The sequence below is a fragment of the Nostoc sp. genome (genome assembly GCF_036919575.1).
Taxonomy (GTDB): Bacteria; Cyanobacteriota; Cyanobacteriia; order Cyanobacteriales; family Nostocaceae; genus Nostoc.
Window position 1 is genome coordinate 305,513 of sequence record NZ_JBALBY010000106.1, and the last position, 16,182, is coordinate 321,694.

The window sequence follows — 16,182 nt, forward strand, 5'->3', positions numbered from 1 at the left end:
AAGCCATGCAGCACTCCCTTTTGGGCGGCATCCGTACAAAGTTGATCGCCTCGTTTCTGATTGTTGCTTTGATTCCGTTGCTGTTATTGGCATTTATCAACAAACAGACAACTGAAAAAGCACTAACGGATAACGCAAAACAAGCCCTATCTGCGGCGGCTAACGAAACCGCTAACAGAATAGATGCCTTTATTGATGGAAATCTCAATGCCGTGCGCGTAGAGGCGATTTTACCAGGTTTGGCACGCTACCTCAGCCTAACTGCAAAACAGCGAGATGACAGCCCCGAAATGCAATTGGCCACAGAAACATTAACCCGTCTGAGTCGCAAAGATATGCTCAATATTCTCTCATACTCTTTGCTGGACTTAAACGGGAAAAATGTCTTGGATACATATACAGCGAACATTGGCAAAGATGAATCAGTTCAAGATTATTTTAAAAAACCGCTACAAACTGGATTATCCTTTGTTTCTAGCATGAAGCGATCGCCGACAATTCCTGACCTTGTTACCCTCTTTTTTAGCAGTCCGGTTCGCAATGCCAAGGGAGATATATTGGGTGTATTGCGTGTTTCATACAATGCTACTGTTGTTCAGCAGTTAGTAACTCGACAAACTGAACGGGCTGGGGCAAAATCCTTTGCTATTCTTTTAGATGAAAATAATATTTATCTGGCACATAGCACTGCACCAGAACTGCTTTTTAAATCAATTGTGCCTCTGCCTGACAATATTGTAACTCAACTGCAACGGTCAGGGCGTTTGCCTAATTCTCCTGTCAAAGAATTGGCAACTAATGAGTCAAAACTTCAGCAAGCATTGGATCATAAACAGTTGTATTTAATTGCATCTTTGAAAGCAACAGGTAATCAGGTTAATCTGATTGCGATCGCTCACTTAAAATATAAACCTTGGTCTGTGTTGTTCGCACAGCCCCTTGCTGTTGCCCTAGCACCTGTAGAAAAGCAAATTTGTGACGCAATGTTTCTATTTGCATTTATCGCTGGAGTTGTGACAATCATCGCTTTTGCCATTGGGCAACTGCTAACGAAGCCAATAATTTATCTTACCAATATAGTTTCTCAGTTTACCGCAGGTAACTTAGATATCCGTGCCAAAATTAGCTCAAAAGACGAAATAGGTCAACTGGCAAAATCGTTTAATAACATGGCATTTCAGTTACAAACATCTTTTGAAACTTTGGAACAACGGGTAGAGGAGAGAACAGCAGAGTTAGTAATTGCTAAAGAAAAAGCCGAAGTAGCAAATCAAGCTAAAAGTTTATTTATTGCCAACATGAGTCATGAATTGCGATCGCCTCTCAATGCTATTCTTGGCTTTTCTCAATTGATGGTACGCGCTAACAATCTCTCCGCAGACCAATATGAAAATGCAGGTATCATCTATCGTAGTGGTGATTATTTACTCACACTAATTAATAATGTTCTGGATTTGTCTAAAGTCGAAGCAGGTAAAACCACTCTGAATCCTAGCGATTTTGATTTGTATCGCTTACTGGATGATTTAGAAGATATGCTTCATTTGAGGGCAACTAATGCGGGATTAAAATTAATATTTGAACGAAGTGAAAATGTCCCGCGTCATATCTGCACCGATGCCGTCAAACTTCATCAAGTGTTAATTAACTTATTAAGTAATGCGATTAAATTTACCCAAGATGGATTTATTACTTTGACTGTAGTTAATGAAAATGAAATAACAGAAGATGTTTTTACTCTTAATTTTATGGTTCGTGATACAGGTGTAGGCATCGCCGCCGCAGAATTGCCAAAATTATTTGAAGCCTTTACCCAAGCAAAAGCGGGAAAAGAGATGCAGGAAGGTACAGGTTTAGGTTTAGCAATAAGTCGCAATTTTGTACAACTGATGGGAGGTGATATTTCAGTAGAAAGCAGATTAGGAAAAGGTACAAATTTTAAATTTAATATTCAGGTGAAATTGGGTCAAAAAACAAATAGCAATGGTGCAGAAGTACGGCAGCGTGTGTTGGCACTTGCTCCTGGTCAGCCTACCTACAAAATTTTAATAGTAGATGACAAATCTATTAATCGTCAATTACTAATTAAACTTTTAGAACCATTAGGGTTTGAGATAAAAGAAGCCAGTAACGGAAAAGAAGCGATCGCTATTTGGGATGAATGGGAACCCCACCTGATTTGGATGGATATGCGAATGCCGATTATGGACGGTTACGCAGCCACAAAATACATCAAGTCCACTACCAAAGGCAATGCTACGGCTGTGATAGCTTTAACGGCGAGTGTTTTAGAAGAAGAGAAAGCGATCGTGCTTTCAGCCGGGTGTGATGACTTTCTCCGCAAACCTTTTGCAGAACATACGATTTTTGATACACTGGCGAAACATCTAGGTGTCAAATATATATTTGCTGAAAATAATTCTTCAAATTTGGAATATATAGAAGAAAATTATTTGACATCTGATCATCTAATTTGTATGTCTCAAGAATGGATTAGTCAATTCTATGAAGCTGCTTTAGAAGCAAATACTAATCTTGTCATGGAATTAATTAGAGATATTCCCAAAACAGAAACTTCTCTAGTAGAATCTTTAACAAAACTTGCTCGTAAATTTGAATTTGAGGAATTGGTTAATTTAGCCGAACCCCTGAGAAGCAATGAATCTTGATTCTAGCAAAGAAAATAAAGGTAATATTCTCCTAGTAGACGACATTCCCGAAAACTTACAATTATTAAGCGATTCTCTTGTCAAACTTGGCTACACAGTTCGCGGCGTCACTAGTGGGCGGATGGCACTGAAAACAGTAAAAATAAAGCGGCCAGATATCATCCTTTTAGATATCAAGATGCCAGAAATGGATGGCTATCAAGTTTGTAGAACTCTCAAAGCGGATGAAGTTTTACGCACCATTCCTGTTATTTTTATTAGTACTTTAGATGATGTTTTCGATAAAGTAACCGCCTTTGAGTCAGGGGGAATAGACTACATCACCAAACCCTTTCAGATGCAAGAAGTTGTAGCGCGTCTAGAAAATCAGTTAACCATTCAACGCCAGCAACGGCTTCTAGAAGAAGAAAATATTAAGTGCAGGGAAACAGAAGAGATACTGTATCAGTCCAGGGCAATGCTAGCCAGCATTTTGAATAGTTCACTGGATGGTATTGCCGCTATGCAAGCTGTCCGCAACCTCGCAACCGGGGACATCGAGGATTTCTGTTGCTTAGTTGTCAACCCTGTCATTGCCAGAGCCTTCGGCAGTAGCCGTAAAGATATGATCGGTAAATTACTACTCAAAAAATTATTAGTTAATCTAGAACCAGAACTCTTTAATCACTTGATTAATATCGTCGAAACGGGGGAAGCTTTAAAAGGGGATTTTTACTATCCATTAGGCAATTCTTCCTGGTATCACTTTGTGGCAGTAAAGCAAGGTGATGGGTTTGCTATTACCATACGCGACATTACTGAACGTAAACAAATTGAACTAGCTCTCCAAGATGTAAATCAAAAACTAGAACAACTGGTAAATCTAGATGGTTTGACTCAGGTGGCTAACCGTCGCTGCTTCAATGGACGACTGGAAGCAGAATGGAAACGCCTTGCACGAGAACAACAACCCCTGTCACTGATTTTATTTGATGTTGATAAATTCAAATCTTACAACGACTACTATGGTCATCTTGGAGGCGATGATTGTCTAATTAGGATAGCGCAAACAGTGCAAGAGATAGTTCGTCGTTCTGCTGATCTAGTAGCGCGTTACGGAGGAGAAGAATTTTTGGTACTCCTCCCCAATACTGATTTAGTAGGAGCGATCAAAGTAGCACAAAATATTCAACAAGCAATTCACGATCAGGCGATTCCTCATGCAAAGTCTGATATCAAGGATATCGTCACAGTTAGTTTGGGTATTACTTCTATCATACCTACTTGCGACACCAAGCCAGATACACTCATCGCTTCAGCCGACAAAGCAATGTACAATGCCAAACAAAAGGGGCGCGATCGCTATTCTACTCATTAGATATAGTATTTCCTAATCACACAAGGTATATCTTAGCCCCCTCTCGAAGAGCGGGGTGGGGTTCAGTACCTACTCAAGCGAGAACCGCTATATATCAATACGCTTGGGTTAAGCATTTTTTTCTTCTCTCTGTTTCCTCTGCGCCTCTGCGGTTCGTTAAAAAAATTGACTTTGATAAAGAGTTTTAGCCTTAACTTAACAGTATTGCGCTATATATAACGCTGTGTCTTTTTTGGGTATTTTTTGTCTAAGTCCCACTAACCAACTCAGCCGCTAAATGTATTGCTGCTTTCATACTCGTAGCGTCAGCAATTCCCTTACCCGCAATATCAAACGCTGTTCCGTGGTCTGGTGAAGTGCGAACGAAAGGAAGACCAATAGAAGTATTAACTGCCCGATCAAACGCCATCAGCTTCACAGGAATTAAGCCTTGGTCGTGGTAAAGTGCTAGATAAGCATCAGCCGGATTTTGTACTAAAGAATTTCCATACCAAGCTTGACCAGGTTTAACCCACATCGTATCTGGCGGTATCGGTCCATCTAGTTGTAATTGTGGTCTATTTTGCCGCTCTTGCTCCAACCAAGAAATTAGCCAATCCTGTTCTTCATGTCCTAATTGTCCCTGTTCGCCACTGTGGGGATTTAACCCAGCGATCGCAATTCTACCCCTATCTATACCAAAATCCCTCTCCAAACACTCCACCAACAAATCCAGTTTTTGTGTCAACAATTGCGGTGTCAACATATCCGCTACTTGACGTAGGGGAATATGTGTGGTAGCAAGTAAGGTGCGGAGTGTCCAACCAGTATGGGGCGATCGCGCTACGAATAACATCCCAAAACGCTCAACACCTGATTTTTGCGCCAAAAGTTCTGTTTGCCCTGGATAATTATACCCTGCGGCTTTCCAAGCAGATTTAGCGATGGGGCCCGTGACAATACCATCAAATTTACCAGCGAGTGTTTGAGCGATCGCATATTCCATATATGCAAAACTAGCCGCACCACTCGCCGCATTACCTATTCCTGGGATAATTTCAGCTTTAATTTTCCCATCCAACAGCACATCGCTGACTGACAACTCATCTGGATTTGCCAAAGGTGCTAAATTCTCACTTAAATTCAGTTTGCGATAAGTCAGTGCCAACAAATCCCGGTTTCCCACCACTGTAACGTCATATTTTTGACTGATTTGGGGATCTGCTAAAGCTTTCAAAATCACCTCCGACCCAATCCCCGCCGGATCTCCCAGCGTCAGCGCCAAACGCGGACGATTCTCTTTGCCAAAATTTCCTAAATTACCTTGATTATTTTGATACATAAAATTTCTTCATAATTATTATCGAACAGAATTCAGGAGTCAGGAGTCAGAATTCAGTTGGGTATTCTGGATTCTGCATTCTTTTTCAACAAGTTTTCCCATCTCCCTATCTCCCTCATCTCCCTCATCTCCCTCATCTCCCTCATCTCCCTCATCTCCCCTCCACGCTAGGGATTGCCCCCAAACCAGTAGGGATTACCTGCTAAACTAGTTTAAAATTGTTTACACAGGTCTAATCCTAGCAACTATTGAAAAGCTTCTGGTAGACCTAGTTTACACACCACTTTGCATAAGGAGAATCACACCAATGGGCGGCGAACTTTTGAATGCAGCTCTATTGTCTTTCGGTTTAATCTTCGTGGGCTGGGCTTTAGGTGCCTTGTTACTGAAAATTCAGGGCACAGAAGAATAATTGAGTTAGGAGTTAGGAGTTAGGAGTTAAGAGTATTATTCTCGCCATTTCCTACTCCCCACTCCCCACTCCCTTTTTTCCCATAAATCTCTCCAAATAAATTAATTTTCTGAGAAAAGATGTAAACTTTTGTTTGCATAGGTTATCCTGATAACATTCTTTTGATAAAACATTAAAATTTATTACAACTCTCATGACATTATTAATCGTCGGTGCCACTGGCACCTTAGGAAGACAAGTGGCTCGTCGTGCTATCGATGAGGGGTATAAAGTACGCTGTCTTGTGCGGAGTAGTAAAAAAGCAGCTTTTCTCAAAGAATGGGGTGCAGAACTAGTACCGGGAAATTTGCGTTACCCCGATACTTTAGTCCAAGCATTAGAAGGTGTAACCCAAGTTATTGATGCGTCAACATCTCGCCCTACAGATTCACTGAGTATCAAACAAGTGGACTGGGACGGCAAAGTAGCATTGATTCAAGCCGCCAAAGCAGCAGGTGTAAAGCGTTTTATCTTCTTTTCGATTTTAGATGCTGATAAATACCCAGAAGTGCCGCTAATGGAAATTAAGCGATGTACAGAACTCTTCCTGGCTGAGTCGGGCTTGAATTATACCATCTTGCGGCTAGCTGGATTTATGCAAGGGTTAATCGGTCAGTACGGGATTCCCATTCTGGAAGCACAGCCAGTTTGGGTAACAGGTAATTCTTCTCCCATCGCTTATATGGACACTCAGGACATTGCGAAGTTTGCTATCCGAGCATTGAGTGTACCAGAAACGGAAAACCAAGCTTTTCCTGTAGTCGGGACTCGTGCATGGAGTGCAGAGGAAATCATCAGCCTGTGCGAACGCTTATCTGGAAAAGACGCTAGGGTAACGCGGATGCCAATAAACTTGCTGCGTGCTGTTCGGGGCATAATGCGGTTCTTTCAGTGGGGATGGAACGTCGCAGACAGGCTAGCGTTTACAGAAGTATTGGCTAGTGGCAAACAGTTAAATGCTTCAATGGATGAAGTATATACAGTATTTGGTTTAGATCAGCAACAAACTACAACCTTAGAAAGCTATCTACAAGAGTACTTCAGCCGAATCATGAAGAAGCTCAAAGAGGTAGACTACCAAAAAAATAAAAATAAAAAGCAGAAACCTAAAAAAACTCCTTTCAAACAGTCTTCAAAAGTCAATAGTCAATAGTCATTACAAAACAGACATTAGTCATTAAACTCTAGACTCTGGACATTTGACTCTAGATTAATGACTACATGACCAAAAATGTGTAAGGATTACAAGAAATGCTGGGAACAATGAGCGCCTCTAAAGAATAGGTACATAGTACCATATTCTTTCCTTTAGGTAGGCGATAAAAAACGACACTTTGACCCTTCTCTACGAGACGCTGCGCGAACGGCGTAGGTGTTACCCTGAGCTTGTCGAAGGGCTCAGGGCAAGCAAGCTCAGTGACTGCTCAGGTGGTTTTAACCACCGCCAATATTCTGTAAACACTTGAGGGTATAATAAGACTACACTACAGGTACAATAACCGCGAGCATCGAATGGATAACCAACCCCAAAACGACTGGCTAGGAAATAATAATGGATAGTGGGCGGCGAAAACCACGATAAACATAGCTAGGGTAGCTAACGCGCACCCATACGAGAAAACAAGACTATTATTGATTGGACAAAGTACCGTAGGGCATACGGGAACTAGAGAAGCGATTCTCTAACGCTTAGGGAGATAAGCCCACTGGGGTTGTTTAAATTAGACTCGGCACTTTGTTCTATTGAACGGGTATCAGGTTTAAATATTGCCGCAAGGATGGACAATTTTAAGGCATGTCGTTGAACTAAGAATCTCCGTATACTGAGAGCGGGGAGTGTCAAATAATAAAGAGCATCGCCTAAATTTGGATATTTGAGTGTGCCGAAAGCAGGCATTATCTACAATGACGTTAAACCGATAGCGGGTCGTGTCGCTATCGAGTTGAAAGACAAGCTAACCGCAGCCGGTTGGAATGTATGTATCACATCGAGTATCGGTGGAATACTGGGCTACTCTACCCCTGAGAGTCCTGTATTTCACACGCCGATTGACGGTCTGACACCTCCTGGTTTTGATTCAGACATGAAGTTTGCAGTGGTGTTAGGGGGAGATGGCACTGTTTTAGCAGCGTCTCGTCAAGTAGCCCCCTGTGGTATTCCACTGCTAACAGTGAATACCGGCCACATGGGATTTTTGACAGAAACTTTCCTGAATCAATTGCCCCAAGCACTAGAACAAGTGATGGCGGGTGAGTATGAAATTGAAGAACGAGCCATGCTCACCGTCAAAGTTTTTCGGGGAGATTCAGTGCTATGGGAAGCCCTCTGCTTAAATGAAATGGTTCTGCACCGGGAACCTTTGACCTCTATGTGCCATTTTGAAATTGCCATAGGGCGTCATGCACCAGTAGATATTGCGGCGGATGGTGTGATTGTTTCTACGCCTACTGGTTCTACAGCTTACTCATTGAGTGCTGGTGGGCCAGTGGTGACTCCTGGCGTACCTGTTTTACAGCTAGTACCCATTTGTCCCCATTCCCTAGCTTCTAGAGCATTGGTATTTCCAGATACGGAATCGGTCAACATCTACCCAGTAAACATCCCTCGGCTGGTGATGGTCGTAGATGGTAATGGTGGGTGCTATATCTTACCAGAGGATAGAGTTTATATGGAGCGATCGCAATATAGTGTCCGATTTATTCGCCTGCAACCGCCTGAGTTTTTCCGAATTTTGCGAGAAAAATTAGGTTGGGGTTTGCCACATATCGCCAAACCAACTTCGGTAGAATTGCCGTAGTCATTTGTCATTGGTCATTTGTCATTGGTCATTTGTCATTGGTCATTTGTCATTGGTCATTTCTCCCCCTGCTCCCTCATCTCCCTCATCTCCCTCATCTCCCTCATCTCCCTCATCTCCCCACTCCCCACTCCCCACTCCCCACTCCCCACTCCCCACGTATCAAATCAGGATTGCTCCATCACTAAAAACCCTTAATTGCACTTTATAACTGATGTAAAGATTTTCTCTGGAATATCTTTACAATCCCCAATCTAATATCCCAAATTGTTATGACAGTTGCTCAAAGTCCATGTGTTTTGGTGATTGAAACCGATGAGAGCCTAGCAAATCAGCTTTCTTGCGATTTGCAAGAAGCCGGCTATGAATCAATTTTGGCTCATGATGCGACCAGTGGTTTGCAACACTGTCGCGATCGCCAACCTGCTTTAATTGTTTTAGACCGGATGCTAGCAGGAGAATCAGGACTCTCATTGTGCAAAAATCTCAGAAGCACTGGTCTGCGATCGCCTGTGTTGATCTTAATGGCAAGGGATACAGTTGATGATCGGGTAGCTTGTCTAGAAGCTGGAGCCGATGATTACATCCTCAAGCCTTACCGCTCAGAAGACTTTTTGAAGTTGATTCGCCTCTACTTAAAACCCGATTTAGATACTACGGAGCAGTTACGCTTTGGGGATTTAATTTTAGACATCGCAACTCGCCGTGCCATACACAACGGGCGGACAATTGATTTGACAATGAAGGAATTTGAACTATTAAAATTCTTAATGGAACATCCGCGTGAGGTATTAACCCGCGAACAAATTCTAGAAAATGTTTGGGGTTACGACTTTCTGGGTGAGTCGAATGTCATTGAAGTGTACATCCGTTACTTGCGTTTAAAAATCGAAGATGAAGGTCAAAAGCGCCTGATTCAGACAGTGCGCGGTGTCGGCTACGTTTTAAGAGAATCTTAGAGATATTTCATGAAACCTCTCTACAAGCTGGTCTATTTAAATGCAAATCGCCGTAAATTCTGTAAAATTGAAATCTAAATTACAAAATCAAAAAACTATATGACTCGTCGGCTAAGTTTGCTCTCGATGTTGCTGAGTATATTTCTGATGGGCTGTTCTGTGCCAACAACAGCTAAACCTTCCACTCAAACTCCAGCACCACAGAAGAGTTTAGGTCAAACACTACCAATTTCTGCAAAAGCCATTGTTCCTAATGGCACAACGATTCAATTAGAGGTAGCGCAGACCCCAAAACAGCAAGAGATGGGGTTGATGTATCGACCAGCTTTGCCAGATGACCGAGGAATGCTATTTGGGTTCCCTTCAGCGCAATCAGTCAGTTTCTGGATGAAGAATGTACCTGTGGCGTTGGATATGGTATTTCTACGTAACGGGGTAGTTAAATATATTCAGGCTGCTGCACCTCCTTGTGCTAATGAGCCTTGTCCTACTTATGGCCCCAATACACCAATCGATAAGGTGATTGAACTTCGCTCTGGAAGAGCTGCCGAATTGAAGTTGAAAGCGGGTGATATTGTCAAAATTGAGTTTTAAGACTTCGGTGCTTTGTGGGGATAAAGATTTGGGTGGTTTCTCTGTTGAGAGCCTATACTATCGAAATGTATATTTTTTTTGTAAAAAATATCACGTATTGTGGTAAAAAGTCATCTGTAACGCTACCATTTAAAAACTGTGGTAATAATCTAAAATTCTACTGTCTCCAACCTGAAATCGCGGTCTTAAGGTTTGGTTGCAAAAATATTCCCTTGGGCGCAAGTGAAAATAGTCGCCAATAAGAGAGTATAGTTTATGGAATCTTTGTTACTACCTGTGTAATTAAATAAAGTAGAAAAGTAAACAAGATGGAGCCAGCTTAACTAAATAAAAATACTGCTTGATAATCGAGCAGATGATTTGTACGCAAATTTCTATTTCTCAGACCCTCTATCAAAAGCCTCTATTAAAGGCAGATCAAAAAAACTGTGCTAGGGTGTATAGCCGATAACGGCACAGTGACAGATGAAATACTGGCTACTGGCTACTGGCTACCGAGCAATGGTGAACTGATATATGACAATACATTCTGTACAAGGAGGTGAGATACAAATGTCACCATCAAAATATTCTCGACTGATTCGTTTTTTGCAAGAAGATTTGGCAATTTCCACAGCATCACTGGCGGTGGCGCTTCGGCATCGGGAGGAAGACCCAGGGCCTTTGGCAATGATTCTTTGGCAGTATGGGTTGATTACTCTAGATCAGTTAGAAAAAATTTATGATTGGCTGGAGACAGCATAAAACAGGAGTCAGAATACAGAATTCAGAATTCAGAATTCAGAATACTCCACCCATAAAGGGATAGAGTTTTAAAGCGAGAATATTTTAATTTTTTTCGCGCCACTTGCGGGCAAGGTTTTAAACCAATATTCATTACCCAGTCGTACAGAATTCAATTCGGAATTCTGACTCCTGAGTTCTGAATTCTTCTTATAAATAAGCAATTCAAAATTTAAAATTCAAAATGGCGAAACCCAATGGTGCTAGTCTCTTAGCCATTGATTGGGTGGAAATTAATAATATTAGCTTATGAGTAGCTGATTCAGGAGAATCTAGCCGTATGACATAGACTCTACCTTGTACAAAGGATAAATCAAGAGAGCGAGTTGATAATTTAACTCGTTCTTTTGATTTAGTGCTGAGTATAAATAACAATACTCAGCACTCAGTACTCAGGAGTGAGTAAACACTCTAACTGCTGCTGCTATACCAGAACCAGGGGTGAAGCCTTCGTAGCCAAGTTCTGAGAGTGTAACTTCTAAGGATGCTATACAGCTGAGGATATCGCGATCGCTCACAAAACCCAAGTGACCAATACGGAAAATTTTGTTACTCAAATGGTCTTGACCGCCTGCGAGGGCAATATCAAAGCGTTTTTTCATGAATGACCGAATCTTATCCGGTTCAATTCCCTGTGGTGCTACAGCCGTAATCGCCGGACTAGCGGAACTATCTGCTGCAAACAGGGGTAAATTTAACCCTTGAATCCCGGCGCGGGTAGCATTCTTAAGCCGTTCGTGTCGAGTAAATATTGATTCCAAGCCTTCCTCTTTCATCATTCGTAACGTGGTGTGCAACGCTACAATCAAGTTGACAGGCGGAGTAAATGGAGTTGTATTTTTGGCTGTGGCTTTGCGGTATTTACCTAAGTCCAAATAATATTTTGGTAGCTTCGCAGTTTTGTAAGCTTCCCAAGCCTTGGGGCTGACAGAGACAAAACCCAATCCCGGTGGAATCATATAACCTTTTTGGGAACCGGAGGCGACGATATCCAAACCCCAAGCATCCACGGGGAGATTGAACGCACCCAAGCTAGTGACAGCATCAACGATAATTAAAGCTTCACCGTGTTCTTTGACGTGGCGGTTGATGGCTTCTAAGTCATTCAACACACCCGTCGAGGTTTCGCTGTGGGTAATGATTACGGCTTTGATTTGCTTTTGGGTATCTGCTTGGAGTTTTTCGGCAAATACTGCGGGGTCTAAGGGTTTTCCCCATTCCACCTTAACTTCTTCGACATTTAAACCGTAGGCTTGGCCAACTTCTACCCAGCGTTCACCAAATTTACCATTAGAACCAACTAAAATGCGATCGCCTGGAGAGAGGAAATTAATTATTGCGGCTTCTACAGCACCCGTACCACTGACATTCAGCGTCAGCACATCATTTTGAGTTTGGTGCAGCCACTTGAGGTTTTCCGTCACCTCTGCCAAAATGTTGCTAAATTCACTAGTACGGTGTCCAATGGGATGCTTGGCTAATGCCAGTAAGGCAGCTTCTGGCACCGGCGTTGGGCCTGGAATCATCAGCATCAGCTTATCGTTCATGTGTGTATCCTAAAAGTCAAATAAAAGTCAAAATTGTTTGACCTTTGCAATTTATACGAGACTCCAACTCCGATGAAACCTCTGTTCTAGGCAATCTTACCACATACTTAGATGCCAGGTTAAGGCGTTTGCTCGTAAGGAAGTGGCTATTTTAGCCAAGGCTGAAGCGTCTATCTAGACTCTCACAATTTTAGGCACTGGTATGATCAGTTCTTAAATTTTACCCATAATCTGCTTCTGTTGTTTTTATAGAAACACGCGAAATCGTTTTCAATATCACGGGAATCGTTGGTGAAAAAGCTGTGTTTTGCTTCAACGAAGAAAGTAACCGCCTACACTATGCGGAAGACTTGGATGTTACCGTTTGTTAAGAGATAGAAGATACCCAACCCAAAGTTTTCAATCTGCTTGAGTCGAGGATTTGTTCTTTGATTGACCATTCTCTAAAGAATACCTCTATCCATTAAAGAGATGATAATTTATTCCAATCAAAATCCCTTTGATGCTAATATCCAAGACTTCTCTGGCTTACTTGATGGCGGTTTATTTGCCGATGAACTTGAGATATTTATGCTACTAATTGCTGCATATTGTGAAACTACAATCAGCGATAGGCGATGCCTAAGTTGGGCTACGCCTACGCTAATAAACTATAAGTTTTTATACTATACTTACAAAATTGCTACAATCGTGCTTAGTTTTGTTAGTTACCATCCACGATGAGTCGTTTTTAACTAGTGTTCAGTTCATAAACTGTCACTCACCAGATCCCCGGTATTATTGCAAAAGAGATATTCTTAGTTAGTGCAAGGAGTGATACCATTTCACCAGATGTTTGTCACAAGTTATCCCCGCAATGCTCTCTCCTAAGGGAGTGTTGCAGATTTCAAATGTTACATCAAACGAGTGAGTTGGTATAAGCTTTTACGGGAAAGCGCTTGAGTGAGCAAAACCTCAAGCGCTTTTTCGTGTATAAATAAAACAGTCCTACTCTCTGGACGCTCATACAGATGTTTTTAAATACACATATACCAGAGAAGGAAACTACTGTTACAATAGTTTTTGCAACAGATGCTTGATGGCTTTAACATCCGTGCGTAGGCGTAGCCCGTCGTAGACATCGCATTAAAACCTTTTTAAGTGGCTGGACGTACAACACGAATTAGTTTTCCTTGGGTTGAGTCGATGGGGAGTATTATCTCCCGCACCTCTCAGTTAGATCCGGACGTGCCCATTTCTGTGCATCCGGCTCCCGATGTTCTTAGCTTGCGCTTTTGCTCATGTGCTTGTAATCGTGGCAACTCTCATGAATTGCTTCTAGATTTTTTTTCTTCCAGTTGGCGTGATTTTCGTCGATGTGATGCAGGTGAACCCGTTCATCATCGATGAATTTTAAGCCGCAAGAAGCACATCTATGGTTTTGCTTCTTAAGAACAATAGAGGTTTCGCCATCGTAGAGCTTGCTATTACGTTCGCTCCAGTAGGCTGTGTTTCCGTCATAGGGGGATTTTGTGTCTTTGACCATGACGTGTTTATTTTCGGAGTAGGAGACTTTTGGGAATGCTTTGTCTAGTAATTTCTTGCTAGAGTAGCGGTCTTGTTTGGTTTCCTTGTTAAATACCGTGTAAGCTCTTTTTTGGATGTGGTATAACGAGTTTCTAGACCCGTCCATCTTGCAGAACTTATGGTAGTTTCTCCAACCTCTAACTACCGGGGCTAATTTCTGAGCCTTTGTGGTAGCACCATAATTCGAGTTGTTGACGATGTATTTTACTTTCTTACGGAACGCTTTAAAGTTGTCCACTGAGGGAGTACATCTAAACTTTCCGTTTTTCTGGACTTTGAAGTGCCAGCCGAGGAAATCAAACCCATCTGTCGCGGCGGTAATTTTGGTTTTCTTTTGGCTTACTTGCATTCCGCGTTGGCGGAGGAACTCGCTGATTCTTTCAAGTATCTCTTTCGCATCGTCTTCGGGTCGGAGTATGATAACCATGTCGTCCGCGTATCGGACTGATGGTTCTATGATATCCCTGGCTGAGGTTTTATCAGTGATTCTGTATCCCTGATTCGTATGATGCCTGTGTATACTCTCAATCCCGTTGAGCGCGATGTTGGCAAGCAAAGGACTGACCACTCCCCCTTGTGGGGTTCCTTGTTCAGGGAATTCTGGATTTACCCCTGCCTTGAGGCATCGGAAAATACCGAGTTTTAAGCCTTTGGGGGCGATGAGTTTATCCATTATTGCTGAGTGGTTAATCAGGTCGTTGCATTTTTCGATATCGAGTTCGATTACTCGTTTTTCTATTCCATTGACTTGGGAGTTAAGGTTGTTAAAGATGTGCTTTTGTGCATCATGGGCAGAGCGCCCAGTTCTAAACCCGTAACTTCTAGCGTGGAAAGTGGCTTCGTGTGCTGGTTCTAGTGCATATTTTGCTAGGCATTGCCAAGCTCTATCCGCGATGGTTGGTATCTTAAGCATTCTGGTAGTCCCGTCCTTCTTAGGGATGGGGATTTCCCGTAGTCCTTGATGCTTCCAATTTCCGCTATTCATTTTCAGTAGTTCTTCTAGGTTGAAGCGTTGCTCAAATGAAAGGGATTTCTTACCATCAATACCCGCCGTCTTTTTACCAGCATTTAGCTGAGATACTTGTCTTATTGCAAGAAATCGAGCCGAGGTGGATTTTAGAATAAGCTTTTGGAGTAACCTAGCTTTCCGCTTGTCTCCAACTTGAACAGCTTTGTACACGCGCTTTTGAAGGCGGAAAAGATTTCGGCGGAATTTCTTCCACGGTAGGGCTTTCCAAGATTCACTAGTTTTGTAACTGTGTCTAATCATTTTCTCTTCTCTGGTTAGTGTATTCTGAACACCTCAGACCAATTACGGTCTGTCCTACCCGAATTGTGGGGATTCCTCCGCTCGTCTGGACTACTTGGGGTTCGACTGCCCCTTGACCCACAACTCGTTTTTATTCGTTCCCTCGGAGAGATTGATTGTCCCGTTAGATGTAGCCAACTTCGACTACTAGATTCCCTAGACTCTTGCCGATTGCCCCTTTTTACGTTCGGCGGGAATGAATTCTAGTGGGGTCAGGGATTTAGCGTTGCGCCCTGCCTGAAGATAAGTCGCTTTTCTAGGCTCTGTTTCATCATAGGAACTCCCTGTTAGCGCCAGTGTTAACCCGCAACGGTCATCTGATTGCGCCCTGTTCCCAGCTTCACTCTACAAGAACCGAGCTTGTTCGGTGTGGGCAGGTAAGGAGTCAATTCTGAGTCTGAATGGTAGGGCTTTCACCTACATCTGACCGAGAGTTCAGCCTTTTGTGACAGTAATCTGCTGTCGGGCTGGCTTAGTTATGTACGGACTGGATACCGAGATTCACTAAGCAACGAATCGCACCAAGGGTTCTTCTGCTGTCACAGCCTCATCTATCCGTGCTGCAAACTGTTCCCAATTACGATTGTTCGTGCAAACAATAATACCGAAGTGGTTAGAATCACGACGATGCAAACCGATAAAATCAACTCTGTTGATAGTTAATATTGAGCGTTCTTGACTTGTAGCAAATGCTAGTACTTCCTCATCAGGTATACCTTGGTCTGCATTTTCTGCTTCTTGAACTGTCAAAACATCATGCCCTAAAGCGCGTAATAATTCCACAACTGGAAACGGAAACTGCTCATCTGCGTAAAACCGTGCCATCGA

General features: G+C 42.5%; 14 protein-coding genes. 10 read left to right on the forward strand and 4 right to left on the reverse strand.

The genetic code is table 11. From position 1 onward, the window contains the following. Positions 1 to 5 precede the first annotated feature (5 nt). Positions 6 to 2,669 (forward strand): hybrid sensor histidine kinase/response regulator, encoded by a 2,664-nt coding sequence (locus V7K27_RS27470; RefSeq protein ID WP_334951498.1) that lies wholly within the window; start codon positions 6 to 8, stop codon positions 2,667 to 2,669. Further along, positions 2,659 to 4,026 carry a diguanylate cyclase domain-containing protein gene (locus V7K27_RS27475; protein WP_334951499.1) on the forward strand — a complete coding sequence of 456 codons (1,368 nt, stop codon included), beginning with the start codon at positions 2,659 to 2,661 and terminating at the stop codon, positions 4,024 to 4,026. The genes V7K27_RS27470 and V7K27_RS27475 overlap by 11 nt, the downstream gene beginning before the upstream one ends. 247 nt (positions 4,027 to 4,273) lie before the next feature. On the opposite strand, the gene pdxA is transcribed toward V7K27_RS27475, so the two are convergent. Then, on the reverse strand, positions 4,274 to 5,347 hold the full coding sequence (gene pdxA / locus V7K27_RS27480) for a 4-hydroxythreonine-4-phosphate dehydrogenase PdxA (RefSeq protein WP_334951500.1): 1,074 nt from the start codon (positions 5,345 to 5,347) through the stop codon (positions 4,274 to 4,276). A gap of 307 nt (positions 5,348 to 5,654) precedes the next feature. Between pdxA and petM the strand changes: the two genes are divergently transcribed. From petM to V7K27_RS27515, 7 genes are all read left to right on the forward strand, one after another. Then, the gene (gene petM, locus V7K27_RS27485; protein ID WP_292767545.1) at positions 5,655 to 5,759 is read left to right on the forward strand and encodes a cytochrome b6-f complex subunit PetM; all 105 of its coding nucleotides are present in this window, start codon (positions 5,655 to 5,657) and stop codon (positions 5,757 to 5,759) included. Positions 5,760 to 5,952: 193 nt separating this feature from the next. Next, entirely contained in the window at positions 5,953 to 6,951 is a 999-nt protein-coding gene (locus V7K27_RS27490) for an SDR family oxidoreductase (RefSeq protein ID WP_334951501.1), read from the forward strand. Positions 6,952 to 7,678: 727 nt separating this feature from the next. After that, the gene (locus tag V7K27_RS27495; protein WP_334951503.1) at positions 7,679 to 8,596 is read left to right on the forward strand and encodes an NAD(+) kinase; all 918 of its coding nucleotides are present in this window, start codon (positions 7,679 to 7,681) and stop codon (positions 8,594 to 8,596) included. A 4-nt stretch (positions 8,597 to 8,600) separates the two neighbouring features. Then, positions 8,601 to 8,807: a hypothetical protein gene (locus V7K27_RS27500; protein WP_334951505.1), complete on the forward strand. Its 207-nt coding sequence runs from the start codon at positions 8,601 to 8,603 to the stop codon at positions 8,805 to 8,807. A gap of 61 nt (positions 8,808 to 8,868) precedes the next feature. Continuing rightward, the gene (gene nblR / locus V7K27_RS27505) at positions 8,869 to 9,555 is read left to right on the forward strand and encodes a response regulator transcription factor NblR (RefSeq protein WP_334830759.1); all 687 of its coding nucleotides are present in this window, start codon (positions 8,869 to 8,871) and stop codon (positions 9,553 to 9,555) included. Positions 9,556 to 9,654: 99 nt separating this feature from the next. After that, a complete protein-coding gene (locus tag V7K27_RS27510; protein ID WP_334951507.1) occupies positions 9,655 to 10,149 on the forward strand; it encodes a DUF192 domain-containing protein in 495 nt (164 codons plus the stop codon). Between the two features lie 516 nt (positions 10,150 to 10,665). Next, positions 10,666 to 10,893, forward strand: a complete 228-nt coding sequence (locus V7K27_RS27515; RefSeq protein WP_334951508.1) for a DUF2949 domain-containing protein — start codon at positions 10,666 to 10,668, stop codon at positions 10,891 to 10,893. 431 nt (positions 10,894 to 11,324) lie between these two features. Here the strand turns inward: V7K27_RS27515 and V7K27_RS27520 are convergent, their stop codons facing one another. Continuing rightward, positions 11,325 to 12,479 (reverse strand): pyridoxal-phosphate-dependent aminotransferase family protein, encoded by a 1,155-nt coding sequence (locus tag V7K27_RS27520; protein ID WP_334951510.1) that lies wholly within the window; start codon positions 12,477 to 12,479, stop codon positions 11,325 to 11,327. Between the two features lie 471 nt (positions 12,480 to 12,950). Between V7K27_RS27520 and V7K27_RS27525 the strand changes: the two genes are divergently transcribed. Continuing rightward, the gene (locus tag V7K27_RS27525) at positions 12,951 to 13,202 is read left to right on the forward strand and encodes a hypothetical protein (RefSeq protein ID WP_334951512.1); all 252 of its coding nucleotides are present in this window, start codon (positions 12,951 to 12,953) and stop codon (positions 13,200 to 13,202) included. A gap of 538 nt (positions 13,203 to 13,740) precedes the next feature. Here V7K27_RS27525 and V7K27_RS27530 read toward each other — a convergent pair. Then, the gene (locus tag V7K27_RS27530) at positions 13,741 to 15,315 is read right to left on the reverse strand and encodes a group II intron reverse transcriptase/maturase (protein WP_334951513.1); all 1,575 of its coding nucleotides are present in this window, start codon (positions 15,313 to 15,315) and stop codon (positions 13,741 to 13,743) included. 543 nt (positions 15,316 to 15,858) lie between these two features. Next, the gene (locus tag V7K27_RS27535) at positions 15,859 to 16,179 is read right to left on the reverse strand and encodes a DUF5615 family PIN-like protein (RefSeq protein WP_334951514.1); all 321 of its coding nucleotides are present in this window, start codon (positions 16,177 to 16,179) and stop codon (positions 15,859 to 15,861) included. Between the last annotated feature and the right edge of the window lie 3 nt (positions 16,180 to 16,182).